Origin of the sequence: Streptomyces sp. Y7 (genome assembly GCF_043195415.1) — a bacterium.
Taxonomy (GTDB): domain Bacteria; phylum Actinomycetota; class Actinomycetes; order Streptomycetales; family Streptomycetaceae; genus Streptomyces.
Genome location: NZ_JBIDDQ010000031.1, coordinates 78,404 through 102,261 on the forward strand (window position 1 = coordinate 78,404; position 23,858 = coordinate 102,261).

Consider the following 23,858-nt stretch of genomic DNA (forward strand, 5'->3'; position numbering starts at 1 on the left):
GCAAGGTCCGGAACATCCGGGCCCTCCCGCTCGCTGTACCGGACATGAGCGAATACCGCATCGAGCACGACTCCATGGGCGAGGTCCGCGTCCCGGCGGACGCCAAGTGGCGGGCCCAGACCCAGCGTGCCGTCGAGAACTTCCCGATCTCGGGCCAGCGCATCGAGCGAGCCCACATCGAGGCGCTGGCGCGCATCAAGGGCGCCGCGGCCAAGGTGAACGCGCGGCTGGGGGTACTCGATGAGGACATCGCCGAGGCGATCCAGGAGGCGGCCGGGGAGGTCGCCCGCGGGGACTGGGACGCGCACTTCCCGATCGACGTCTTCCAGACCGGTTCGGGCACGTCGTCGAACATGAACACCAACGAGGTCGTCGCCACCCTCGCGACCGAGCGGCTCGGCCGGGACGTCCACCCGAACGACCACGTCAACGCCTCCCAGTCGTCCAACGACGTCTTCCCGTCCTCCATCCACATCGCCGCGACCGCCGCGGTCACCCGGGACCTGGTCCCGGCCCTGGAACACCTCGCCGCCGCCCTGGAGCGCAAGTCCGAGGAGTTCGCCGACGTGGTGAAGTCCGGGCGCACCCACCTCATGGACGCGACCCCCGTGACGCTGGGCCAGGAGTTCGGCGGCTTCGCCGCCCAGATCCGGTACGGCGTGGAGCGTTTGTACGCCTCCCTCCCCCGGCTCGCCGAACTGCCCCTCGGCGGCACCGCCGTCGGCACCGGCATCAACACCCCGCCCGGCTTCTCCGCCGCCGTCATCGCGGAGGTCGCCGAGGTCACGGGGCTGCCGCTGACCGAGGCGCGCGACCACTTCGAGGCGCAGGGCGCGCGGGACGGGATCGTCGAGACCAGCGGCCAGCTCAGGACCATCGCCGTGGGCCTGACCAAGATCGCCAACGATCTGCGCTGGATGTCCTCCGGCCCCCGGACCGGGCTCGCCGAGATCAACCTGCCCGACCTCCAGCCCGGTTCGTCGATCATGCCGGGCAAGGTCAACCCGGTCATCCCCGAGGCCGTGCTCATGGTCGCCGCCCAGGTCACCGGCAACGACGCCACCGTCGCCGCCGCCGGCGCGGCCGGCAACTTCGAGCTCAACGTGATGCTGCCGGTCATCGCCAGGAACGTCCTGGAGTCGATCCGGCTGCTCGCGAACGTCTCCCGGCTGCTCGCCGACCGGACCGTGGACGGCATCACCGCCAACCGGGAGCGGGCCCGCGAGTACGCCGAGTCGTCACCTTCCGTGGTCACACCGCTCAACAAGTACATCGGGTACGAGGAGGCCGCCAAGGTCGCCAAGAAGGCGCTCGCGCAGCGCAGGACGATCCGCGAAGTCGTCCTGGACGGCGGGTACGTGGAGCGCGGCGACCTCACCCTGGAGCAGCTCGACGAGGCCCTCGACGTGCTGCGGATGACACGGCCGTAACGAGTGATCACGCAAGTGTGAACCGTGACGGGCGCCGCAGCGTCGTATGCCTGGGGCACCTAATATCTGTTCATGGCGGACGGTGGAGCGATGACGACGGAAGTGGAAGCGGGCGGATCGACGGGCCACTGGGCCCCCGGGACGCAGATCCTGTGGCGGTACCGGGAGAACGCCGGTCGTCGCTTCCACATCGCGCGTCCCGTCACCGTCGTCCGCGACGACGAGGAGATCCTCGCCGTGTGGCTGGCCCCGGGCACGGAGTGCGTGAAGCCGGTGCTCGCCGACGGCACGTCCGTGCACCAGGAACCCCTGGAGACCCGGTACACCAAGCCGCGTTCCGTCCAGCGCGGCCGGTGGTTCGGGACCGGGGTGCTCAAGCTCGCGCGGCCCGGCGAGCCGTGGTCGGTGTGGCTGTTCTGGGAGCCCGGATGGCAGTTCAAGAACTGGTACGTGAATCTTGAGGAGCCGCTGACCCGTTGGGCGGGCGGGGTGGACTCCGAGGACCACTTCCTCGACATCTCCGTGTATCCGGACCGCAGTTGGCACTGGCGCGACGAGGACGAGTTCGCGCAGGCCCAGCGGGACGGACTGATGGACGAGACGCCGGCCGCGCGGGTGCGCCGGGCGGGCCGCGCGGCGGTGGAGGTGATCCGCGCCTGGGGGCCGCCGTTCTCCGACGGATGGCAGCACTGGCGCCCGGATCCCTCCTGGGCTGTACCTTCTTTGCCTGAGGACTGGGATCGCACGCCCGCGCACATGTCCTCATGAGACCCTTGATGCGCCCCCGGGCAACAAACGTAGGATCGTCCTCCGCAAGGGCGCGCAAGGGCAACTACCGGAGTGCGCGCCGGGCTTGACCGATCGTCACCGAGGGGCGGCAGGACGTGAGCGAGCGTTACCAGGCCGGTACGGACCGGAGTCGGTCCTGCACCGGTGGCACAGGAACTGCCTCTGGCCACGCGGGGATTCCGTTCCTGGGGCACGTATTCCGGGTATCGGAGTCTCGGCGGGACGAACTGCACGCGCGGCGCGCAGCCCCGGACGGATGGATTCGAAAGGCGTGACGGAGCAGCCGACCTCCTTCGAACGCCCCGAGACGGGCGTCGACCCCGCGGAGTCCCGCGGGGCGCTCGTGCGTACCTCGACACCGTCGACGGCGCACTCCACACCGCCCCACACCCCTGGCGGCGGCACCGCATTACCCGCCCAGGCGCGCGCCGGAGACACCCCCTCCACGCCGGGCACCACCGCACCGTCCGGCCCGAGCAAGGAGCCCCCAGTCATCGTCGGCAACGGCCCCGAGCACTCGCAGCCCTCCGTCGCCGCCGAGCCCGACACGCACCGGCCGCGGCCCGTCCCGGAGGCCATCCCGCCGCAGCCCGGCACCGAGCAGCCGTCGTCCTCCGCCGAGCGGCGCACGGGACAGAGCGTGCAGCCCGGGCGGCCCACGCCCATGCGGCGCGACGGGGACCGGCTGCGTTTCGTGGGCGCCGCCACCCGGCGCATCGCCCGCGGCATCGACCTGGACGAGATCGTGATGGGGCTGTGCCGGGCGACGGTGCCGACCTTCTCCGACGCGATCCTCGTCTATCTGCGCGACCCCCTGCCGGTCGGCGACGAGCGGCCCACCGGGCCCGTCGTGCTGCGGCTGCGCCGCACCGACCGCATCCCGGAGGAACGGGACAGCGAGAACGGCTTCCTGCCCGCACAGCAGCAGCCGGAGCCGACGGAGCTCTCCGAACTGTCCTCCCTGACCGCCGAGCTGTGCGAGGTGCGGCCCGGCGGCGCGCTCGCCGAGGTGCTGCGCGGGGTACGTCCCGTCTTCGCCGACGCGCCCGCGGCCCGTGCCGCCCTGCCGGAACTGCTCGGCGACGACGGCCAGTTGATCATTCCCGACGGCCAGCGCGCGATCCTCGCACCACTGCGCGGCCGGCGCCGCGTCATCGGCGCCGCGGTCTTCCTGCGCCGCCCGGAGCGCCTCGCCTTCGAGCCGGACGACCTCCTGGTCGCCGCCCAGCTCGCCACGCACAGCGCGCTCGGCATCGACAAGGCCGTGCTGTACGGCCGTGAGGCGTACATCGCCGACGAGCTCCAGCGCACCATGCTGCCGGAGACGCTCCCCCGCCCGACCGGCGTGCGACTGGCCTCCCGCTACCTCCCGGCGGCCGAGACCGCCCGGGTGGGCGGCGACTGGTACGACGCGATCCCGCTGCCGGGCAGCCGCGTGGCGCTGGTCGTCGGGGACGTCATGGGCCACTCCATGACCTCGGCCGCGATCATGGGCCAGCTGCGGACGACGGCCCAGACCCTCGCGGGCCTCGACCTGCCACCGCAGGAGGTCCTGCACCACCTCGACGAGCAGGCCCAGCGCCTGGGCACCGACCGCATGGCGACCTGCCTGTACGCCGTCTACGACCCGGTCTCGCACCGCATCACCATCGCCAACGCCGGTCATCCGCCGCCCGTCCTGCTGCACCTGGGCGGCCGGGCGGAGGTGCTCCGCGTGCCCGCGGGCGCGCCGATCGGCGTGGGCGGCGTCGACTTCGAGGCCGTCGAACTGGACGCGCCGGCCGGGGCGACCCTGCTGCTCTACACCGACGGCCTGGTCGAGTCCCGGCTGCGGGACGTCTGGACCGGCATAGAGCAGCTGCGCGAGAAGCTCGCCGCGACCGCCCAGCTCACCGGCCCCGACCATCCGCCGCCCCTCGAGGCGCTGTGCGACGAGGTGCTCGACATGCTCGGGCCGGGCGACCGGGACGACGACATCGCGTTGCTCGCCGCCCGCTTCGACGGGATCGCGCCGAGTGATGTGGCGTACTGGTTCCTGGAGCCCGAGGACGCGGCACCCGGCCGTGCCCGGCGGCTGGCGCGGCGTGCGCTGGCCCGTTGGGGGCTGGAGGAACTCAGCGACTCGGTCGAGCTGTTGGTCAGCGAGGTCGTCACGAACGCCGTGCGGTATGCCTCGCGGCCGGTGACGTTGCGGTTGCTGCGGACCGATGTGCTGCGGTGCGAGGTCGGTGACGACGTGCCGCAGTTGCCGCGGCTGCGGCAGGCTCGGGCCACGGACGAGGGCGGGCGGGGGTTGTATCTCGTCAACCGGCTTGCCCGGCGGTGGGGGGCCACCCGGTTGAGCACCGGGAAAGTCGTCTGGTTCGAGTTGAATCGCGGCTGAGCGCCGTAGGGGAACCGCGCGTCGCCGTGTGCGGGTGCGTGGTGACGGAGCGCGCCCCGCGGCGGAGCCGCATATTCGACACAGCCCCGCGCCCCTGATGGGGCGCGGGCACTGCCCCTACTGTTCGTTGCCGGGGCGGACCGGGTCCAAGGTGATGTCGCCGGTCGGTTCGTCCGTCGGCTCGTCCGTCGGTTCCTCCGTCGTCGGCTCCTCGGTGGGCTCCTGCGTCGTCGGCTCCTCGGTGGGCTCCTCGGTCGTGGGCTCCTCCGTCGGCTCCTTCGTCGTGGGCTCCTCGGTCGGCTCCTCGGTCATCGGCTCCTCGGTCGGGGTCGGGGTCCACGTCGGCTGGACGGCCGCGCCCTGGTCGGTGTCGAGTTCGAACCGGGCGTCCGGGTCGGTCACTCCGAACATGTAGGCGGCCCAGATCTGCGCCGGGAAGCCACCGCCGTTGACGCGGTCGAAGCCGCCGGCGCCGTACATCTTGGTCTGCGCGTGGGTCTTGGCGTCCTCGCCGAACAGGCCCACCGAGGTGACCAGGTCGGGTGTGTAGCCGGTGAACCAGGCCGACTTGTTGTCGTCGGAGGTACCCGTCTTGCCCGCGACCTTCTGGCCGTTGCGCTTGGGGTTGTTCGCCACGGACTGCCGGGCCGTACCGTCGTCGACCACGCCCGTCAGGACCGAGGTCACCGTGTCCGCGGCCTCGGAGCTGATGACCTGCTCGCCGATCGGGTCGGGGATGGCGACCGTACGGCTGTTGTGCTCGGCCTTCTTGAGGATGCCGGGCGTGACCTTCTTGCCGTGGTTGTCGAGGGTGGCGTACACCCCGGCCATCTGGAGCGGGCTCGCGCCCATGGTGCCCAGGGTCTGCGCCGGGACGGCCTGTTCGTTCTCGGTGTCCATGCCGAGCTTGCCGGCGACGTCCATGACGTTCTTCATGCCGACGTCGACGCCCATCTGCGCGAAGACGGAGTTGATCGACTTGTTCATCGCCGTCTGGACGGTGACGTCGCCGTAGTCCTGGTCGTCCTCGTTCTCCGGCGCGAACCCGACCTTGTCGCCGTTCGCGTCCACGACCGGGCGCTTGCTGGTGCCGTCGTAGACGGTGCTCGCGCCGATCGGCTTGCCGGACTGGGTCTCGGCGCTCTCCTCCAGGGCGGCGGCCAGGATGACCGGCTTGAAGGTGGAGGCGGGCTGGTAGTCCGGGCGGGTCGCGTTGCTCGTGTAGTGCTTGAAGTAGTCCTCGCCGCCGTACAGGGCGACGATCCGGCCCGTATCGGGATCGACGGAGACCGCTCCGGCCTGGACGTTCGCGTCGACCTTGCGCTTCTTCTTGTCGAGCTTGCCGGTCAGTTGGGCCTTGACTGCCTTCTCCAGCGCGGCCTGCTTCTTCTTGTCGACGTTCAGGGTGATGGTCCAGCCCTGGTCGACGACGGCGGCCTCGGCCTGGGAGCGGGTGATGCCCTGCTCCTGCATCAGCTGGTCCTCCAGCTGACGGTTGGCGAGCTCGATCAGATAGCCCTTCTGGCCCTCCCGGCCCGCGGTGGGCCTGGGCTCCTTGGGCACCGGGAGCTTCGTCATCTCCTGGCGCTCGGACCGGTCCAGCCAGCCCTCCTCGACCATGTTGTCCAGGACGTAGTTCCAGCGGTTGGTGACGAGCCGCTTGCCGGTGTCGGAGGCGGCGTGCCAGTCGTACTGGCTGGGTGCCTGGAGCAGCGCGGCGAGGTAGGCGCCCTGCGCGACGGAGAGCTTGTCGGCGTCCTTGCGGTAGTAGGCCTGGGAGGCGGCCTGGATGCCGTAGGCGCCACGGCCGTAGTAGCTGGTGTTGATGTAGCCGGCGAGGATGTCGTCCTTGGACATCTGGCGGTCGACCTTCAGGGAGATGACCATCTCCTTGAGCTTGCGGCTGACCGTCTGCTCCTGGCTCAGGTAGTAGTTCTTGACGTACTGCTGGGTGATCGTCGAACCGCCCTGCGCGCCCTTGCCCATCAGGGTGTTGAGCACACCGCGGGCGGTGCCCTTCAGGTCGATGCCGTGGTCGTCGTAGAACGTCTTGTTCTCGGCGGCGACGAAGGTGTACTGGACCTTCTTGGGCACCTTGGACAGGTCCACGATCTCGCGGTTGACCTCGCCGTCGCGGGCCAGGGTCGAGCCGTCGCTGTACTTGTAGACGTTGCTCTGGCGCTGGGCGGCCTGGGCCGCGGCGTTGTCCTTGGGGACGTCCACCGCGAGGTAGAGCGCGATGAAGGCGCCGATGCCGAGCAGGCAGAAGCCGAGGAACGTGCCGAGGATCTTCTTCCAGGTGAAGAGCCGGCGTATCCGGCCCTTGCCGTCACCGCCCTTGCCCCCGGCCCTGGCGGCGCGCCGGGCCGCGGCCCGGCCGCCGGCGGCCGACGGGCTGCCGATGACGGTGGTCGGCTCGCCGGCCCCCGGGTTCTGCGGCGTCCCGGACGAACGCCGGGGCGCCGCGCGGCGGGCGCCGCGCTGCCGTGCTCGTCTCTCTTCCGCTCGTCCCATGGGTCCGTTCCGCTCCGCTTCGTTCTTGTGTGCACTGCTGCCACACAGGTTCGCCGCTCAGGTCAGCTCAGAAAGCTAACACCGGAAGATGTGACAAAGCCCGGCCGATCCGGTCTTTTACGGACGTGACAATCAGCACCTGTCCCACCGGAACCGACGACTGAGGGATGCGTAGGGTTGCTCGGGCGGGGTAAAGTGATATCACTTAGCTAGACCGAAGCTAGTGGAACCCCACGACAGCTTCCGAAGGAAACGGGGGATATCACCCATGTCGAACGCATCGCACAGGTCCGACGCCACGTCCGCCACCGCGGACGTGCCCGAGATGCCCGCCCCGCGCGTGCGGGAGTTCACGGCGCACAGCATCGGCGGCGGGCTCGCGCTGCTGCTGGGGCTGGTCGGCCTGCTGGTCGGCGCGGGGCTGATCGCCGCCACCGGCGCGGTCTCCGGCGGCGGGGCGCAGGCGGCCCTGATCATCATCGGCATCCTGGTCGCCGTCGCGGCGATCCTGGCGATGTGCGGACTGAACATGGTCGCGCCCGGCGAGGCACGCGTCGTCCAGCTCTTCGGGCGCTACCGGGGGACGATCCGGGAGGACGGGCTGCGCTGGGTGAACCCCTTCACCTCCCGCACGAAGATCTCGACCCGCGTCCGCAACCACGAGACGGCCGTACTGAAGGTCAACGACGCCTACGGCAACCCGATCGAGCTCGCCGCGGTCGTCGTGTGGAAGGTGGAGGACACCGCGCAGGCCACGTTCGAGGTGGACGACTTCCTGGAGTTCGTCTCCACACAGACCGAGGCCGCCGTGCGGCACATCGCCATCGAGTACCCCTATGACGCCCACGACGAGGGCGGCCTCTCGCTGCGCGGCAACGCCGAGGAGATCACCGAGAAGCTCGCCGTAGAACTGCACGCACGCGTGGAGGCGGCCGGAGTGCAGATCATCGAGTCGCGCTTCACGCATCTCGCGTACGCTCCCGAGATCGCCTCCGCGATGCTCCAGCGCCAGCAGGCCGGAGCGGTCGTCGCGGCCCGGCGGCAGATCGTCGACGGTGCGGTGGGCATGGTCGAGGCGGCGCTCGCCCGGATCTCCGAGCGGGACATCGTGGAACTGGACGAGGAGCGCAAGGCGGCGATGGTGTCCAACCTGATGGTGGTGCTGTGCGGCGACCGGGCCCCGCAGCCGGTCCTCAACACCGGGACGCTCTACCAGTGACGGATCCCTCCGGGGGCGCAGCCCCTCAGGGTCGACCGCAGCGCAAGCAGGTGCTGCTGCGGCTCGACCCGGCCGTGTACGAGGCGCTCGCGCGCTGGGCGGGCGACGAACTGCGGTCCGCCAACGCGCAGATCGAGTTCCTGCTGCGGCGGGCCCTCGCGGAGGCGGGCCGGCTGCCGGGCGACACGAAGCCGATCCCCCGCAGGGGCCGTCCCCCCACGAAGCCACCCGAGCCCCAGTAGCAGAACCGTGACAATCGGCCCCCACCTGGGCCTTCACACGCGCCGCCATGATCTACACACTCCGCGTATACATAGGGCGTATACACCCCGTGTAGAGTCCTCGGCATGTCCATCGGTCACACTCTCCTGGGTCTCCTGGAATCGGGCCCCCGTCACGGCTACGACCTGAAGCGGGCCTTCGACGAGAAGTTCGGTCACGACCGGCCGCTGCACTACGGCCAGGTCTACTCGACGATGTCCCGGCTGCTGAAGAACGGCCTCGTCGAGGTCGACGGGATCGAGCCCGGCGGCGGGCCCGAGCGCAAGCGGTACGCGATCACCGACGCCGGTATCACCGACGTGCAGACGTGGCTCGCGACGCCCGAGAAGCCGGAGCCGTACCTCCAGTCCACCCTGTACACCAAGGTCGTCCTCGCGCTGCTCACCCGGCGCGACGCGGCAGACATCCTCGACACCCAGCGCGCCGAGCATCTGCGGATGATGCGGATCCTCACCGACCGCAAGCGCAAGGGGGACCTCGCCGATCAGCTGATCTGCGACCACGCCCTGTTCCACCTCGAGGCCGACCTGCGCTGGCTGGAACTGACCGCCGCGCGGCTCGACAAGCTGGCCGAGGTGGTGACCAAGTGACTCCGCCTCCCGGTTCCCTGCTCGCGGCCGAGAACCTGCGCAAGGCCTACGGCCCGACGCTCGCCCTCGACGGCGCCGAGTTCTCCATCCACCCCGGCGAGGTCGTCGCCGTCATGGGGCCCTCCGGCTCCGGCAAGTCCACGCTGCTGCACTGTCTCGCCGGCATCGTGCCGCCCGACTCGGGTTCCATCACCTACAACGGGCGTGAGCTGGCCACCATGGGCGACGCCCAGCGCAGTGCCCTTCGGCGCTCGGAGTTCGGGTTCGTCTTCCAGTTCGGCCAGCTCGTGCCGGAGCTGACCTGTGTGGAGAACGTCGCGCTGCCGCTGCGGCTCAACGGCACCTCCCGCAAGGAGGCCGAGCGCGCCGCCCTCACCTGGATGGAGCGGCTGGAGGTCGACGACCTGCGCAAGAAGCGGCCCGGCGAGGTCTCCGGCGGTCAGGGGCAGCGCGTCGCCGTCGCCCGCGCGCTGGTCACGGGCCCGCGCGTGCTGTTCGCCGACGAGCCGACCGGCGCACTGGACTCCCTCAACGGCGAGCGCGTGATGGAGCTGCTGACGGAGGCCGCCCGCTCCACCAACGCCGCCGTCGTCCTCGTCACGCACGAGGCCCGGGTCGCCGCCTACTCCGACCGCGAGATCGTCGTACGCGACGGCAAGTCCCGGGACATGGAGCGGGTCGTATGAACGCCGGTCAGTGGGGCAAGGATCTGGCCCTGGGAGTTCGCTTCGCCTTCGCCGGTGGACGTGAGGGTTGGGTCCGGGCCCTGTTGACGGCCGTCGGGGTCGGGCTCGGGGTGGCGCTGCTGCTGCTGACGACCGCCGTCCCGAGCGCGCTGACCGAGCGTGATCACCGCGCCAGTGCCCGGGACGACTTCACGTACGGCGCGAACAAGCCGGCGAAGGCGGACGACACGCTGATCATCGCGGACGTCGACACGACTTTCCGCAGCGACGACGTACGCGGCCGGCTCGTGGAGCCCGAAGGCTCGCGGGCTCCGCTGCCGCCGGGTGTCGAGAAGTTCCCGGCGAAGGGCGAGATGGTCGCCTCGCCCGCGCTGAAGCGCCTGCTCGAGTCCGACTCGGGCGAGCTGCTGCGCGAACGCATCCCCTACCGGATCACCGGCACCATCCAGCAGTCCGGACTCATCGGGCCCGCCGAACTCGCCTACTACGCGGGCGGCTCGGGGATGGCGGACCATCTGAGCAACGGCTCCATCGAGCGCATCGACTACTTCGGTCCCTCCGCGGGGGCACAGGACGACGAGCTGGACCCGATCCTGATCCTGCTCGTCATGATCATCTTCGTGGTGCTGCTGCTGCCCGTCGGTGTGTTCATCGCCGCGGCCGTCCGCTTCGGCGGCGAGCGCAGGGACCGCCGGCTCGCGGCGCTCAGGCTGGTCGGCGCGGACGGGGGGATGGCACGCCGGGTCGCGGGCGGCGAAGCCCTCGCCGGAGCGCTGCTCGGGCTCGTCCTCGGCACCGGATTCTTCCTGGCGGGGCGCGAGTTGGCGGCCCTGCTGAAGGTGCGCGACATCAGCGTGTTCCCGAGCGACCTCAATCCGTCGCCCGCTCTCGCTCTGCTGGTCGCGCTCGCCGTGCCGGCCGCCGCCGTGCTGGTGACGCTGTTCGCGCTGCGCGGGGTCGTCATCGAGCCCCTCGGCGTGGTCCGTACGGCCAAGCCCCCGCGCCGCCGGCTGTGGTGGCGCCTGCTGCTGCCCCTGGCCGGTCTCGCCCTGCTGTACCCGATGGTGGGTCAGGGCAACAGCAACGGGAACTTCAACGAGTGGATGGTGATCGGCGGCACCGTCCTGCTGCTGGTCGGTGTCACCGCGCTGCTGCCGTGGCTCGTCGAGGCCGCGGTGGCCCGGCTGAACTCGGGCTCGGTCTCCTGGCAACTGGCCGTGCGCAGGCTGCAGTTGAGCAGCGGCACCGCTGCCCGCATGGTCAACGGCATCGCGGTCGCGGTGGCCGGGGCGATCGCCCTGCAGATGCTGTTCGCGGGCGTCGAGTCCGACTACACCAAAGAGACCGGCAACGACCCGAGCCGGGCACAGCTGACGCTGTACGTGCGGAACGACGTCTCCCTGAGCGAGGTCTCCGGGCAGCTGGGACGCACCGAGGGTGTGCGCCACGCCACGGCCCTCTCCGAGGGCTCGCTGGGCGACCGGGCCAGGGAACCCGACAACTCGGTGGAGGTGGCTGTCGGCAGCTGCGCCGAGTTGCGCGAGGTGGCGCGTCTGACGTCGTGCCGGGACGGCGACATCTTCCAGGTTCTCGGCGGCGAGTACGACGACGGCAGCACGCAGAAGCTCACCAAGGCGGGCGGGACCTTGTACTTCGACCCGGGATACCCGGGGACGACGAGCCACACGAAGTCCTGGAAGGTGCCCGCCGGCCTCAAGAAGGCGGGGCCGCGCGAGGATCCGACCGGTTACGAGCGCGGCGGCCTGCTGTTCACCCCGGGCGCACTGCCCGAGGGCGCGGGGGCCGGCATGTACGAGAAGGTGTACCTCTCGCTGGACGAGTCGGTGCCGGACGCCGCCGAGTTCGCCCGCAACGCCGCCGCGCGGATCGATCCGCTGACGGACGTGAACGCCCTGGCCGCCAGCCGGCAGACCGAGGAGTTCCGCGCCATCCGCAACGGTCTCTTCGTCGGTGCGACCTGCGTGCTGGTACTGATCGGCGCGAGCCTGCTGGTCTCCCAGCTGGAGCAGCTGCGCGAGCGCAAGAAGCTGCTGTCGTCCCTGGTCGCCTTCGGCACCCGGCGCCGCACGCTGAGCCTGTCGGTGCTCTGGCAGACGGCGATCCCGATCGCGCTGGGGCTGCTGCTGGCGTCGGCGGTGGGACTGACGCTCGGCGCCGTGCTGCTCAAGATGGTCGAGGCCGAGGTGAGCGTGGACTGGGCGAGCCTGCTGTCGATGACCGGCATCGGCGCCGGAGTTGTCCTGGTGGTGACGCTGCTCAGCCTGCCGCCGCTGCTGCGGCTGATGCGACCGGACGGGCTGCGCACCGAGTAGGACGGCCGGCGCACACCTCTCGGGCGGTGGGGATCCCTTCGGGGAGCCCCACCGCCGTCGCGTTCAGAGGCTGTACTCCCGTACGACCCGCCGGACCTGGGCGAACAGCATGCCCACGTTGACCGACTTGCGGCAGACCACGACGGCCACCACGTCCTGCTGCTCGTTCAGCCGCACGAACAGGTGCGTGAGGTTCTCACTGTTGACCAGGATCTCCTGGAAGAAGTGGTTGTCGCTGCTGATCCCGCGGCGCTCCTTGAAGACGTCCTCGATCATCACGACCGTGCGCCCCTGGAACAGGTCGAGCGTCGCGCCCGCCAGCAGGTCCAGAACCTCCGGCGGATGGGTCTCGACGGTCTCGTAGGACAGCAGCATCCCGGTGGACATGTCGACCACGCCGGACGCCACGCAGTCCGGGGCGTCGGTGCGGAGGTGTTTGACCAGGCCCATCACCTGGTCGGAGAAACTTGAGGTCATGCGCTTCGTCGCCATCCCTTCAAACTCCCTCTGGTGCCTTGTCGGTGAGGATCAGATCGATGCGGCGCAGCGCGGACTGCGTCGCCCGGTTCAGGTGGTCCACGTCCATGCCCTCGTCGCCGAGCACGACCATCAGGGCGGTGTCGCCGACGGCGTAGAAGGCGGCACAGCCGTGACTGCCGTACGTCACCGTCCGGCGCAGGGCGCCGCGGGCGGTGGCGTCGGCGGTGCGCCTGGCGAGACCGAGACCGGCCGCGGCGAGGGCGGCGAGGCCCTCCGGGTCGATGGAGTCGGCGGTGTCCGCAGCGATGAGCAGCCCGTCGGCGGCGGCGACCGCGGTGTCGGTGATCCCGGTGACCTGTTCGCGCAGGCCACGCATTTCGAGTGCCAGGGCCTTGTGATCCATGTACGCGACTCTCCTATTTCTTTTCACATCTGATCGGCTGCTTCATTTCGGACTCATTTCGTCATTCCGTTCCGCAGCCGGAAGAAGCTGCCGGGTTTTCGGCGGGGCAGAACGGTCGGCGTCGAAGGCGGGGGCGGCTGCTCGGCGGGCATCGCTTCCCGCGGGCGCAGCGCATGGCCGTCCGGAAAGGGGCGGACGGGGATCGGCGCGGGCGCCTCGGCGCAGACCAGCAGCCCGTCGCCGAGCATCCGCGCGACCTCGACCGTCACGGCGTACACGCCCCGCCCGACCCGGAAGGCGAGGTCCCGGGCGGTACGGCGGCCGTCGGCGTGGGCGAGCAGTTCGCGCCGCAGGGCGGTGAGCGGGGTGTCCGTGTCGACGGGCGCCGGTGCGGGCACGGGCCGCTCGCGGTCGGGGTGGACGGGGTGCGGCAGCGCGGTGAGCGCGGCGAGTCTGCGGGCCGACCCCTGGAGCAGGCCCAGCGGCGGTTCCCCCACCGGGACCTGCGCGAACGGCGCGCTGGTCGGGACGCGTTCGCAGTCGTCGACCCGGCCGGCAGTGATCGCGAACGCGGCGTCGTGCAGCGCCATCGCGCACACGACCCGGAGCTGCGCGGCCCCCGCGTACCCGCGTGCGATGAGGGCGGTCGCCGGCCAGCGCGAGCCCTCGGACTCCCGCATGAGTTCGGCCCACTGCTCGCCGCTGACCCGCCCGGAGCGCAGCAGCAGCGCCTCGGGCCCCGGCGCGCCGGGGGACTCGGCGGCGACCACGCGTCCGTCGCCGAGGTGGAAGGTGCCGCCCGGCGTTCCGCTGACCCTGAGCTCCCCGGTGAAGCCGTCGCGCGCGCAGACGGCCAGGGCCCGTGCCAGCTGTTCGTAGCCCGACATCACACCCCTCGTCGTTTCGCACACACGCCTGACGCATAGCGCTGAGGGGGGAATGTGTATCAGTCCGCGCGCATATTCCGGAGGGGGATATCCGACCTGTCGCCAGTTGACGGAAGTTGACTTTCCGGGCGACTCAAAGAACTGTGTTCGGCGCTCATTTGACCGATTGGCACACGGTTACGGGCAGCGGTCGCAGCGCCTCCCGCAGGGCCGCCGCCAGCTCCTCGTACTCCGCTCCACGCGCCGCTCCCGCCCGCATCGCGAGGGCGATACGGCGGGTGGGGGCGGGGTCGGCGAAGGAGCCGGTGAGCAACTGGCTGCTGCGGGTCGTCTCCACCCGGAGCGCGGTCCGCGGCAGCAGGGTGCAGCCGAGGCCGCCCGCGACGAGCTGTACGAGCGTGGACAGTCCGGCGGCCGTCGTGGTCACCGGTGCGTCCTCGCGACCGACCTCCCGGCAGATGTCGAGCGCCTGGTCGCGCAGGCAGTGCCCCTCGTCCAGGAGCAGCAGGTTGAGCGCCTTGAGCTCCTCACGGGGGATGCCCTCACGGCCGCCGAGCGGGTGGTCGAGCGGGGTGACGAGCACGAAGTCCTCGTCGAAGAGCGGGAGTTCGGCGATCCCGGGCTCCCCGAGGGGGACGGCGAGGAGCAGCAGGTCGAGGCGGCCGTGGGTGAGCCCGTCGACCAGGCTCGCGGTCTGCTCCTCGTGCACCTGGAGGTCGAGCTGCGGATAGCGGTCGTGGACCAGCCGCAGCACGGTGGGCAGGAGGTACGGCGCGACAGTGGGGATGACACCGAGGCGCAGCGCCCCGGTGAACGGCGCCCGCACCGCCTCGGCCTCCTCCATCAGCGCCCCGACCTCCGCCAGCACCGCCTTCGCCCGTACGGCCAGCCGCTCGCCGGCGGGCGACAGCAGCACCTTGCGGGTGGTGCGCTCCAGCAGCGTCACTCCGAGTGACTCCTCCAGGGCGGAGACGGCACCGGACAGCGCGGGCTGGCTCATCCCGATCGCGGCGGCCGCGTCCCGGAAATGAAGGTGCTCGGCGACGGCCGCGAAGGCCCGCAGCTGCGCGAGACTCGGCTGTCTCTTCTTACTCACGGTCACTGATAGCACGCTCCGATCAACCTGACCGAGTGTAGCTATTTCCCGTATCAATGCAGCCTGTGCCAGGATCGGTAAGGTCCAACCCAAGGGAGACACCTGTACCGATCAGGTGCCTCCTCGCTGCAAGGAGAGCGTGTGCTCACTGTCGGTGACAAGTTCCCCGAGTTCGAACTGACCGCCTGCGTCTCGCTGGAAAAGGGCAAGGAGTTCGAGACGATCAACCACAAGACCTACGAGGGTCAGTGGAAGATCGTCTTCGCCTGGCCGAAGGACTTCACCTTCGTCTGCCCGACCGAGATCGCGGCCTTCGGCAAGCTGAACGAGGAGTTCGCCGACCGCGACGCCCAGGTCCTCGGCTTCTCCGGTGACTCGGAGTTCGTCCACCACGCCTGGCGCAAGGACCACGACGACCTGCGCGACCTGCCGTTCCCGATGATGGCCGACTCCAAGCACGAGCTGATGCGCGACCTCGGCATCGAGGGCGAGGACGGCTTCGCCAAGCGCGCCGTCTTCATCGTCGACCAGAACAACGAGATCCAGTTCTCCATGGTGACCGCCGGCTCCGTCGGCCGTAACCCCAAGGAGGTCCTGCGGGTCCTGGACGCCCTCCAGACGGACGAGCTGTGCCCGTGCAACTGGAGCAAGGGCGAGGACACCCTGGACCCGGTCAAGCTGCTCGCGGGAGAGTGACCCACATGCCGCTCGACTCCCTGAAGTCCCGCATACCGGACTACGCCAAGGACCTGAAGCTCAACCTGGGCTCGGTCATCGGCAATTCCGACCTCCCGGCGCAGCAGCTGTGGGGCACGGTGCTCGCGACCGCGATCGCCTCCCGTTCCCCGATCGTGCTGCGCGAGCTGGCGCCGGAGGCAAAGGCGAACCTCTCGCCGGAGGCCTACAACGCGGCGAAGTCCGCCGCCGCGGTGATGGCGATGAACAACGTCTTCTACCGCACCCGGCATCTGCTGTCCGACCACGAGTACGGCACCCTGCGCGCGGGCCTGCGGATGAACGTCATCGGCAACCCCGGCGTCGACAAGGTCGACTTCGAGCTGTGGTCGTTCGCGGTGTCCGCCATCAACGGCTGCGGCCTGTGCCTCGACTCCCACGAGCAGGTGCTGCGCAAGGCCGGCGTGGACCGGGAGACGGTCCAGGAGGCGTTCAAGATCGCGTCCGTGATCCAGGCCGTGGGCACCACCCTGGAGGCCGAGGCCGTCCTGGCCGACGTCGAGTAGGCGCTGTCGTTCCGTGGACCCCGCTCACCCTCGGTGGGCGGGGTCTTCGGCGTTGTCACGGGCCGCGCCCCCGGGCCCCTCCTCGGCCTCGACGGCCTCGTCCTCGGGCGCCGGACGGGCCGGCTGATGCGGGCCGGGGCTCGGAAGTGCCGCCCCCGGCAGCCGTCGCCGCGCTTCCGCCTCCAGCGAATAGGCCCGCAGATACCCGACGATCGTGTTCGACACCGCCACCAGCGGCACCGCCACCACCGCGCCGCCGATGCCGGCCACCATGCCGCCGGCCGCCACCGACAGCACGACCGCCAGCGGATGCACACGGACCGCGCGTCCGAGGATGAACGGCTGGAGGATGTGACCCTCGATCTGCTGCACGGCGAGGACGACGGCGAGGGTCATGACCGCGGTGAACACGCCCTGCGTCACCAGGGCGACGACGACCGCCAGCGCACCGGAGGCCACCGCGCCCACGAGCGGGATGAAGGAGAACAGGAAGATGAAGACGGCGAGCGGGACGGCCATCGGGACGTCCAGGAAGTAGATGCCGATGCCGATGAACACGGCGTCGATCAGGGCGACCACCACCGTGCCGCGCACATACGCCGTCAGCGTCGCCCAGGCCCGCGGCCCGGCGCCCGCGACTCCCGGGCGGGCGGCGGCCGGGACCAGCTTCAGGGTCCACTGCCAGATCCGCTTGCCGTCGTAGAGCAGGAACAGCGTCGAGAAGGCGGCCAGCAGGATCCCGGTGAGCGCCTCGACGATGACCGTGACGCCTTCGAGGCCGGCCGAGGTGATCTCGTCGGTGTTGGCGCCGATCGCCTCGCGGAGGTTCTCGGCGATCTCGTTGATCTGCTTGTCGGTGACGTGGAAGGGGCTGTTGAGCAGCCAGTTGCGCAGCTCGTCGATGCCGTCCTGGACCTGGTCGGAGAGGTTGTCGATGTTCTCCATGACCTGCCAGGTCACGAACCAGCCCATCAGGCCGATGACGACGAACCCGAGGATCGCGGTCAGCGCGGTCGCGGGCCCGCGCGGCACGCCCCGCCGGGTCAGCCAGGCCACCGAGGGCTGCATCAGCGCGGTGAGCAGCAGGGCGATGACGAAGGCCAGCACGACGAGTTGGACGGCGCTGATGACCCGCATCAGCACCCAGACGGTGCCGGCCAGTACCAGCAGCCGCCAGCCGGCCTCCGCGGCGACCCGTACGCCCCACGGCACGACCTGTGCCGGGTCGGGACGCGGCGCGGGGGCCTCGGGCGCGTAGTCGGGGGGCCGCGGCACGTGGCCGGCGGTGGGCGGGTCCGCTGCCGGGGGCGGGACGGTGGCGACGGCGGTGCGCCCCGCCGACTCGGGTTCGGCGCTCTCTCGTTCCACCGCGGCCCGGCGCTCGTCCAACCGCTCACTCATCTCGGTCAGACCGGCACCCACCCGGCCGAGCCACCCTGGCACTCGCGACATGATCCGTCCTCTTCCCCCGTCTTTCCCCACCACTCCCCCCTGGAGTCGTTGAATCCGACCGTACATGGCGCCGCGCGAGGAAACGCGAAAGCCCCTCACCAAAGGACGGTGAGGGGCGATGCAGGGTTGAGAAACGCCTCCAGGAGCGCGGGGAAGTGCGCGGAGCTCCTAGTACCAGCTGTTGGCCTGCCAGAAGTCCCAGGCGCCGCAGGGGCTGCCGTAGCGGTCGTTCATGTAGTTCAGGCCCCACTTGATCTGCGTGGCGGGGTTCGTCTGCCAGTCGGCGCCGACCGACGACATCTTGGATCCGGGCAGGGCCTGGAAGAGGCCGTAGGCACCGGAGGAGGGGTTCACGGCCTGGTAGTTCCAGTCGGACTCGTGGTCCACGATGTTGCTGAAGCACTGGAACTGGTCGCTCGGCACCATCGAACGCGCCATCGCCTGGATCTGCGAGATGCTGTACGAGCTCTGGACGGGGAAGTCGGCAGCGGAGGACCGGGAGGCCTTGGCCTCGGCCTCTTCGCGCTCCTTGGCTTCCTGCGCCGCCTTCTCGGCCTTCTCGGCGGCAGCCTTCTTCTCGATCGCGCTCTCGGCGGCAGCCTTGCGGGCCGCCTCCTCGGCGTCCTTCTTTGCGCTCACGTCGGCGGCGATGGCCTGGACATCCGCCTGCGCCGACAACGACTCGGTCTGCACCTGGGCCTGCTGGCCCGCGGGTATGTCCGCGAGGAGCGTCGAATCGGCAGCCGTCGCCTCGGCGTCGTTGTTCTGCGCGGTGCTGCCCGAGGCAACGCCGACGACGCTTCCGACAGCGGTGACCGCGGTGGCAGAGGCCACTGCGAATCCCCTGACCGAAATCGGACTCACACGGTTTCCTTCCAGCATCGCCCGCTTCGGTGACCCTGGCGGACGCAATCGTGCCCCTGGCTCTGGCCTCCCAACTGCGGGGTCACGGGAGGCGCGGACCCGGTGGGCAACTCCCGCAGGGGGAGCGCCGCGTGGTGACTCGGGCGGCATACGACGTCGCTATGCAGTTGGTGGTGCTGCTGTGGTTCCGTACCGCTGGGGGTACAGGTGTGTCGTATGCGGGGCCTGACAGGAGTGAGACTCTGCCGTACCCGGACGCGGCAAGGCAATTCTGTGTTGCGTGTGAAAGCTCACACCTTGTTTGCGCCTCGGGTTTTTCGGAAAGCCGCACACGCCGAGGCGCCGCCCGGATAGGCTCTTCGCCTTTCCGGACGGCGCCAACTGCCGCGTAACCCCTATGAAGTTGGGCAGTCCTCCGCAGGAGAGAACAGACCCGTCAGATCTGCCCGTCCTCCAGCATTTCGGTCACAAGGGCGGCGATCTGGGACCTCTCGGACCTCGTCAGCGTGACGTGGGCAAAGAGGGGATGTCCCTTCAGCTTCTCCACGACGGCGACCACACCGTCGTAGCGGCCGACCCGCAGATTGTCCCGCTGGGCCACGTCATGGGTCAGAACCACCCGCGAGTTAGCACCAATTCGGGACAGAACGGTCAACAGGACATTCCTCTCCAGGGACTGCGCCTCGTCCACGATCACGAACGCGTCGTGCAGCGAGCGTCCGCGGATATGGGTGAGGGGCAGCACCTCCAGCATGCCGCGCGCGGTGACCTCTTCGATGACCTCGCGGCTGGTGACCGCGGACAGCGTGTCGAAGACGGCCTGCGCCCAGGGGCTCATCTTCTCGGCCTCGCTGCCGGGCAGATAGCCGAGCTCCTGCCCGCCCACCGCGTACAGCGGCCGGAAGACCATCACCTTCTGGTGCTGACGGCGCTCGAGCACCGCCTCCAGACCCGCGCACAGCGCCAACGCCGACTTGCCGGTGCCGGCCCGGCCGCCCATCGACACGATCCCGACGTCCGGGTCGAGCAGCAGGTCGAGCGCGATCCGCTGCTCGGCACTGCGGCCCTTGATGCCGAACGCCTCCCGATCGCCGCGCACCACCCGGACGTTGCCCTCGGGCGTGACCCGGCCCAGCGCCTTGCCGCGCTCGGAGTGGATCGTCAGCCCGGTGTGCACGGGCAGGTCGGCCGCCTCGGGGACGTAGACATGCCCTTCCTCGAAGAGGATGTCCACCTGTTCGCCCGGCAGGGTCAGTTCGGACATTCCGGTCCAGCCGGAGGAGTCCGTGATGGCGAGTTCGGCGCGGTACTCCTCGGCGAGGAGGCCGACCGACGAGGCCTTGATCCTGAGCGGCAGGTCCTTCGACACGACGGTGACGTCGAGTCCCTCGGCCTGGAGATTGCGGGCGACCGCGAGGATGCGGGAGTCGTTGTCCCCCAGGCGGTAGCCGCTGGGCAGCACGCTGGGGTCCGAGTGGTTGAGCTCGACACGGACGGTCCCGCCGAGGTCCCCGATCGGAATGGGGGCGTCGAGACGGCCGTTCTTCACCCGGAACTCGTCGAGCAGACGCAGCGCCTGCCGTGCGAAGTAGCCGAGTTCGGGATGGTGCCGCTTGGCCTCCAGTTCCGTCACCACGACGATGGGGAGCACGACCTCGTGCTCGTCGAAGCGGTTCAGGGCGTTCGGGTCGGCCAGCAGGACGCTGGTGTCGAGAACGTAGGTGCGCCGGTCTGGCTTGTGGCGCTTTGTGCTGGTCACCACGGAAGGACGTACCCCCTCGGATGAGGTCGGGGAGCGACGGAGTGGGGCTGGACCGGTCGTCGGCCGCTCTGCACGGGCCGAAAACCGGCCCCCCGCGTCTTCTTCCGTGCCGTGACCGCACGGTGGGGCTGGTGCAAAGGGCCTCCCGGGCGGACGGCTCCGGCGCCGCCCGCTGAGATACGACACCCGTGGTTCGGGTGTCGACCTGCTTGGCTTATGCCCTCGAACATGCGGAGCCATGCCAGCGCATATGACGGCGCGCTGGTGAACTCCTTGTTACTTCTGTCCCGGAGAAGGTCGGTTTTGTCGCGTCGTCATACGGCCACGACGGCGCCGGAAGGGGCTCAGCCGCCGTAGCGCCGGTGCCGCGCCGCGTAGTCGCGCAGGGCACGCAGGAAGTCCACCTTGCGGAAGGCCGGCCAGAAGACCTCGCAGAAGTAGTACTCCGAATGGGCCGTTTGCCACAGCATGAAACCGGACAGCCGCTGCTCGCCGCTGGTGCGGATCACGAGGTCGGGGTCGGGCTGGTCGCCGGTGTAGAGGTGGCGCCCGATCAGCTCGACGCTGACGGAGTCGGCGAGGTCCTCCATCGACGTGCCCTTCTCATGGGCGTCGACGATCATGGAGCGCACGGCGTCGGCGATCTCCTGCCGGCCGCCGTAGCCGATGGCGACGTTGACCAGTATCCCGTCGATGTGCGCCGTGGACTCCTCGGCCTCCTTCAGCGCCATCTGCATCGGGGAGGGCAGCAGGTCGGGAGTGCCGACGTGGTGCACCCTCCAGCGGCCGTCGGCGGCGAGGGAGCGCACGACGTCCTCGATGATCTCCAGGAGCGGGCCGAGCTCGTCCTGCGGCCGGTCGAAGTTGTCGGTCGACAGCAGCCACAGGGTGACGACCTCGACGTCGGTCTCGGAGCACCAGCCGAGGAATTCCTCGATGTTCTCGGCACCCGCCCGGTGACCGTGCATGGTGGTGGAGCCGGCGGCCTTCGCCCAGCGCCGGTTGCCGTCCATGATGACGCCGATGTGCTTGGGCACCTGAGCGTGGTCCAGGTGGCCTTCCACCCGGCGCGTGTACAGCCTGACCAGCAGGCCGCGCAGCTTGTCGCGCAGGTTCACGTGTTCGTCAGCCCCTCCGTACGGATCGGACAGGCGCGCGGTGCGCTGCGCTCGGCGCAGCCGAGGCGGTTCCTGTCCGTATGGCGGTCCCCGGAGGCGAAGCCTACCCCTGCGGGGCCTGGGCCGTGGTGGTGGGGTGCGGTGGATGGGGGCGCCCCGGGTGGGGGTGTGCGGGGGCGCGTCGGCGAGTGCGGGTTCGATGGGGGCCGGTCGCGCAGTTCCCCGCGCCCCTGAGGGTGTTGCGGTCCCGCCGCTCCCGCAGTGCCCGGCGCGGGCAATAAAACGGGCCGGTCCGTGGGGGGGAGACGGACCGGCCCGAGGGGGGGTTTCCACCATAACCCTTCGTAAGTGATGCTGCGTGCATCGGCGTGCCACAACTACTCTCCGGAGTTGCTCGGCGACGGGCCGGTGGCCGCGAGAGGGCTCTTTTGTGGCCGATTCATGGCGGGATCGGGCCGGATTTCCAGGGGAAACGCGCGGGATACGACCGGATCCAGCGGGTTTGTCGCTTCTTGGGGGTCTGCCGGACGACTTGTCCGCGCGTCCCCCGCCCGGGTGACCCCGACCGCGAACGTCACCTTGACGGCGCACGGGAGCCGGCGGGTCGGCCGCGACGCGCGTCCATCAGCGAGCCGATCGAGGGCATGACACCGCGCAGCCCCCTCCACTGCGCGGTGCCGCCGCGCAGCTTTGCGTACGCGAATTACCTTGGTCCGAACTTACGTGAGGGATGTAGGGAAATCGAGTCGGCCGCCATAACAATGTGGAAAAGGTGAGCCTTCCTTGGATGCGCAGGGGCTCGGGGGCGTTCGCTCACGGATGCACGGTTTGCACCTTGCAGGCCCGCGGATCCGGCACGGCGGACGGCTGATCCGGCACAGCGGACAGCTGATCGGGCACAGCGGACAGCTTCCGACCTATATCCGGCCTACCGTCGCCCCATGACAGCGAAGTCGGGCAGTGGGACGGGCGGCGCGGGCGCCGCGATCACCTGGGACGAGGCGAGTGCGCGACGGCTGGAACGTCAGTTCCTGACCCGTCCGGCCGCGCCGGGAACCCCGGTCGCCGAGGTCGTCGGGGCGATGCTGGGCGCGCATGCGCAGGTGCTGTCGGCGGCCGAGCTGTCGGTGGGGGTGCGGGCCGCGGGGGTGACCCGGGCGGACGTACAGGTCGCGCTGTGGGAAGAGCGTTCGCTGGTGAAGACGTTCGGGCCACGCGGAACCGTGCATCTGCTCCCGGCCGCCGAACTGCCCCTGTGGTGCGGGGCGCTGACGGCGATTCCGATAGGCCCGAGCCCGTTCCCGCCGGGCGTCCGGGTCACGGAGGAGCAGGCGGGGCAGATCGTGGCGGCGATCGGGGACTCCCTGGACGGGGTGTGCCTGACGGTGGAGGAGCTGGGCGAGCAGGTCGTGGCGCGTACCGGCGGATGGGCCGGTGACCTGGTGATGCCCGCCTTCCAGGGCCTGTGGCCGCGCTGGCGGCAGGTGATGCACCGGGCCGGCCAGTCCGGCGCCCTGTGCTTCGGCCCGAACCGGGGGCGGAAGGTGACCTACACCCGCCCGCCGTCGGCCACGCCGGTCCCGGGCGGGACGGCCCTGCGGGAGCTCGTCGGACGCTATCTGCGCGCGTACGGCCCGGCCACGCCCCAGCACTTCGCCAAGTGGCTGGCGGCACCGCCCGGTTGGGCTGCCGCCCTGTTCGCCGAGCTGGCGGGGGCCGGGGAGATCGAGGAGGTCGTGTTCGAGGGGGCGGTGGGCTGGGTGGCGGCGGGCGACACGGAGTTCCCGAGCGGGCGGGTGCGGGGAGTGCGGCTGCTGCCGTACTTCGACGCGTACGCCATCGCCGCGCAGCCGCGTCGGACGCTGTTCCCCGGTGCGGCCTACGAGCGGGCCCTGGCCGGCGGCCAGGCCGGGAACTTTCCGGTACTGCTGGTGGACGGGGTGGTGGCGGGCGTCTGGCACCAGCGACGCCGGGGCCGTCGTACGACCGTCACGGTGGAACCGGTCGGCCGGGGGCTGACGGCAAGTCAGGAGCGGGAACTGGGCGAGCAGGTGGAGCGGGTCGGCGAGGTACTGGAGGCGACGGCCGAGCTGGTGGTCGGGAAGGTGACGGTCGGCCCGCACGCGTAGGGGCGAGAGACACCGGGGCGCGGCCCGCACGCGTAGGTACAAGAGGCACAGGGGTCGCGGCCCGCACGCATAAGTACAAGAGGCACAGGGGTCGCGGCCCGCACGCATAAGTACAAGAGGCACAGGGGTCGCGGCCCGCACGCATAAGTACAAGAGGCACAGGGGTCGCGGCCCGCACGCATAAGTACAAGAGGCACAGG

Annotated in this window: 20 protein-coding genes; 11 read left to right on the plus strand and 9 right to left on the minus strand. The window is 70.4% G+C overall.

Going from position 1 to position 23,858, the window contains the following annotated elements:
- The first annotated feature begins 44 nt into the window (after window positions 1-44).
- The 3 genes from ACGFW6_RS39805 (at window position 45) to ACGFW6_RS39815 (ending at window position 4,602) form a co-directional block, all read left to right on the plus strand.
- Window positions 45-1,430 (plus strand): class II fumarate hydratase, encoded by a 1,386-nt coding sequence (locus tag ACGFW6_RS39805; protein ID WP_393521317.1) that lies wholly within the window; start codon window positions 45-47, stop codon window positions 1,428-1,430.
- A 90-nt stretch (window positions 1,431-1,520) separates the two neighbouring features.
- Complete coding sequence (locus tag ACGFW6_RS39810; protein WP_393521319.1) at window positions 1,521-2,198, plus strand: DUF402 domain-containing protein; 678 nt, start codon at window positions 1,521-1,523, stop codon at window positions 2,196-2,198.
- Window positions 2,199-2,490: 292 nt separating this feature from the next.
- The gene (locus tag ACGFW6_RS39815; RefSeq protein WP_393521321.1) at window positions 2,491-4,602 is read left to right on the plus strand and encodes a SpoIIE family protein phosphatase; all 2,112 of its coding nucleotides are present in this window, start codon (window positions 2,491-2,493) and stop codon (window positions 4,600-4,602) included.
- A gap of 117 nt (window positions 4,603-4,719) precedes the next feature.
- On the opposite strand, the gene ACGFW6_RS39820 is transcribed toward ACGFW6_RS39815, so the two are convergent.
- The gene (locus ACGFW6_RS39820) at window positions 4,720-7,116 is read right to left on the minus strand and encodes a transglycosylase domain-containing protein (RefSeq protein WP_393521323.1); all 2,397 of its coding nucleotides are present in this window, start codon (window positions 7,114-7,116) and stop codon (window positions 4,720-4,722) included.
- Between the two features lie 268 nt (window positions 7,117-7,384).
- Between ACGFW6_RS39820 and ACGFW6_RS39825 the strand changes: the two genes are divergently transcribed.
- The 5 genes from ACGFW6_RS39825 to ACGFW6_RS39845 all read left to right on the plus strand — a co-directional run bounded on the left by ACGFW6_RS39825 (window position 7,385) and on the right by ACGFW6_RS39845 (window position 12,226).
- Window positions 7,385-8,335 carry an SPFH domain-containing protein gene (locus ACGFW6_RS39825; RefSeq protein WP_393521325.1) on the plus strand — a complete coding sequence of 317 codons (951 nt, stop codon included), beginning with the start codon at window positions 7,385-7,387 and terminating at the stop codon, window positions 8,333-8,335.
- Window positions 8,332-8,577: a hypothetical protein gene (locus ACGFW6_RS39830; protein ID WP_393521327.1), complete on the plus strand. Its 246-nt coding sequence runs from the start codon at window positions 8,332-8,334 to the stop codon at window positions 8,575-8,577. The genes ACGFW6_RS39825 and ACGFW6_RS39830 overlap by 4 nt, the downstream gene beginning before the upstream one ends.
- 105 nt (window positions 8,578-8,682) lie before the next feature.
- Complete coding sequence (locus ACGFW6_RS39835) at window positions 8,683-9,207, plus strand: PadR family transcriptional regulator (RefSeq protein WP_393521328.1); 525 nt, start codon at window positions 8,683-8,685, stop codon at window positions 9,205-9,207.
- Window positions 9,204-9,893, plus strand: a complete 690-nt coding sequence (locus tag ACGFW6_RS39840) for an ABC transporter ATP-binding protein (RefSeq protein WP_393521330.1) — start codon at window positions 9,204-9,206, stop codon at window positions 9,891-9,893. The genes ACGFW6_RS39835 and ACGFW6_RS39840 overlap by 4 nt, the downstream gene beginning before the upstream one ends.
- Window positions 9,890-12,226, plus strand: a complete 2,337-nt coding sequence (locus ACGFW6_RS39845; RefSeq protein ID WP_393521332.1) for an ABC transporter permease — start codon at window positions 9,890-9,892, stop codon at window positions 12,224-12,226. The genes ACGFW6_RS39840 and ACGFW6_RS39845 overlap by 4 nt, the downstream gene beginning before the upstream one ends.
- 63 nt (window positions 12,227-12,289) lie before the next feature.
- Here ACGFW6_RS39845 and ACGFW6_RS39850 read toward each other — a convergent pair whose 3' ends face one another.
- From ACGFW6_RS39850 to ACGFW6_RS39865, 4 genes are all read right to left on the minus strand, one after another.
- Window positions 12,290-12,718 (minus strand): hypothetical protein, encoded by a 429-nt coding sequence (locus ACGFW6_RS39850; protein ID WP_393521334.1) that lies wholly within the window; start codon window positions 12,716-12,718, stop codon window positions 12,290-12,292.
- Window positions 12,719-12,722: 4 nt separating this feature from the next.
- A complete protein-coding gene (locus tag ACGFW6_RS39855; protein ID WP_380852655.1) occupies window positions 12,723-13,109 on the minus strand; it encodes a roadblock/LC7 domain-containing protein in 387 nt (128 codons plus the stop codon).
- Between the two features lie 53 nt (window positions 13,110-13,162).
- Window positions 13,163-13,996 (minus strand): MarR family transcriptional regulator, encoded by an 834-nt coding sequence (locus ACGFW6_RS39860; RefSeq protein ID WP_393521336.1) that lies wholly within the window; start codon window positions 13,994-13,996, stop codon window positions 13,163-13,165.
- Between the two features lie 154 nt (window positions 13,997-14,150).
- A complete protein-coding gene (locus ACGFW6_RS39865; protein ID WP_393521338.1) occupies window positions 14,151-15,098 on the minus strand; it encodes a LysR substrate-binding domain-containing protein in 948 nt (315 codons plus the stop codon).
- Window positions 15,099-15,233: 135 nt separating this feature from the next.
- Here ACGFW6_RS39865 and ACGFW6_RS39870 point away from each other — a divergent pair, with 135 nt between their 5' ends.
- Window positions 15,234-15,788, plus strand: coding sequence for a peroxiredoxin (locus ACGFW6_RS39870; RefSeq protein ID WP_272124337.1), 555 nt, complete (start codon window positions 15,234-15,236; stop codon window positions 15,786-15,788).
- Window positions 15,789-15,793: 5 nt separating this feature from the next.
- Complete coding sequence (locus tag ACGFW6_RS39875) at window positions 15,794-16,333, plus strand: alkyl hydroperoxide reductase (RefSeq protein WP_393521341.1); 540 nt, start codon at window positions 15,794-15,796, stop codon at window positions 16,331-16,333.
- Between the two features lie 24 nt (window positions 16,334-16,357).
- On the opposite strand, the gene ACGFW6_RS39880 is transcribed toward ACGFW6_RS39875, so the two are convergent.
- The 4 genes from ACGFW6_RS39880 to ACGFW6_RS39895 form a co-directional block, all read right to left on the minus strand.
- Entirely contained in the window at window positions 16,358-17,785 is a 1,428-nt protein-coding gene (locus ACGFW6_RS39880; RefSeq protein ID WP_393521343.1) for an AI-2E family transporter, read from the minus strand.
- Between the two features lie 168 nt (window positions 17,786-17,953).
- The gene (locus tag ACGFW6_RS39885) at window positions 17,954-18,667 is read right to left on the minus strand and encodes a transglycosylase SLT domain-containing protein (protein WP_393521345.1); all 714 of its coding nucleotides are present in this window, start codon (window positions 18,665-18,667) and stop codon (window positions 17,954-17,956) included.
- Window positions 18,668-19,085: 418 nt separating this feature from the next.
- Window positions 19,086-20,411, minus strand: a complete 1,326-nt coding sequence (locus tag ACGFW6_RS39890) for a PhoH family protein (RefSeq protein ID WP_393521347.1) — start codon at window positions 20,409-20,411, stop codon at window positions 19,086-19,088.
- 344 nt (window positions 20,412-20,755) lie between these two features.
- Window positions 20,756-21,529: an isoprenyl transferase gene (locus tag ACGFW6_RS39895; protein WP_393521349.1), complete on the minus strand. Its 774-nt coding sequence runs from the start codon at window positions 21,527-21,529 to the stop codon at window positions 20,756-20,758.
- 941 nt (window positions 21,530-22,470) lie between these two features.
- Here ACGFW6_RS39895 and ACGFW6_RS39900 point away from each other — a divergent pair.
- Complete coding sequence (locus ACGFW6_RS39900; protein ID WP_393521351.1) at window positions 22,471-23,658, plus strand: winged helix DNA-binding domain-containing protein; 1,188 nt, start codon at window positions 22,471-22,473, stop codon at window positions 23,656-23,658.
- The last annotated feature ends 200 nt before the right edge of the window (window positions 23,659-23,858 follow it).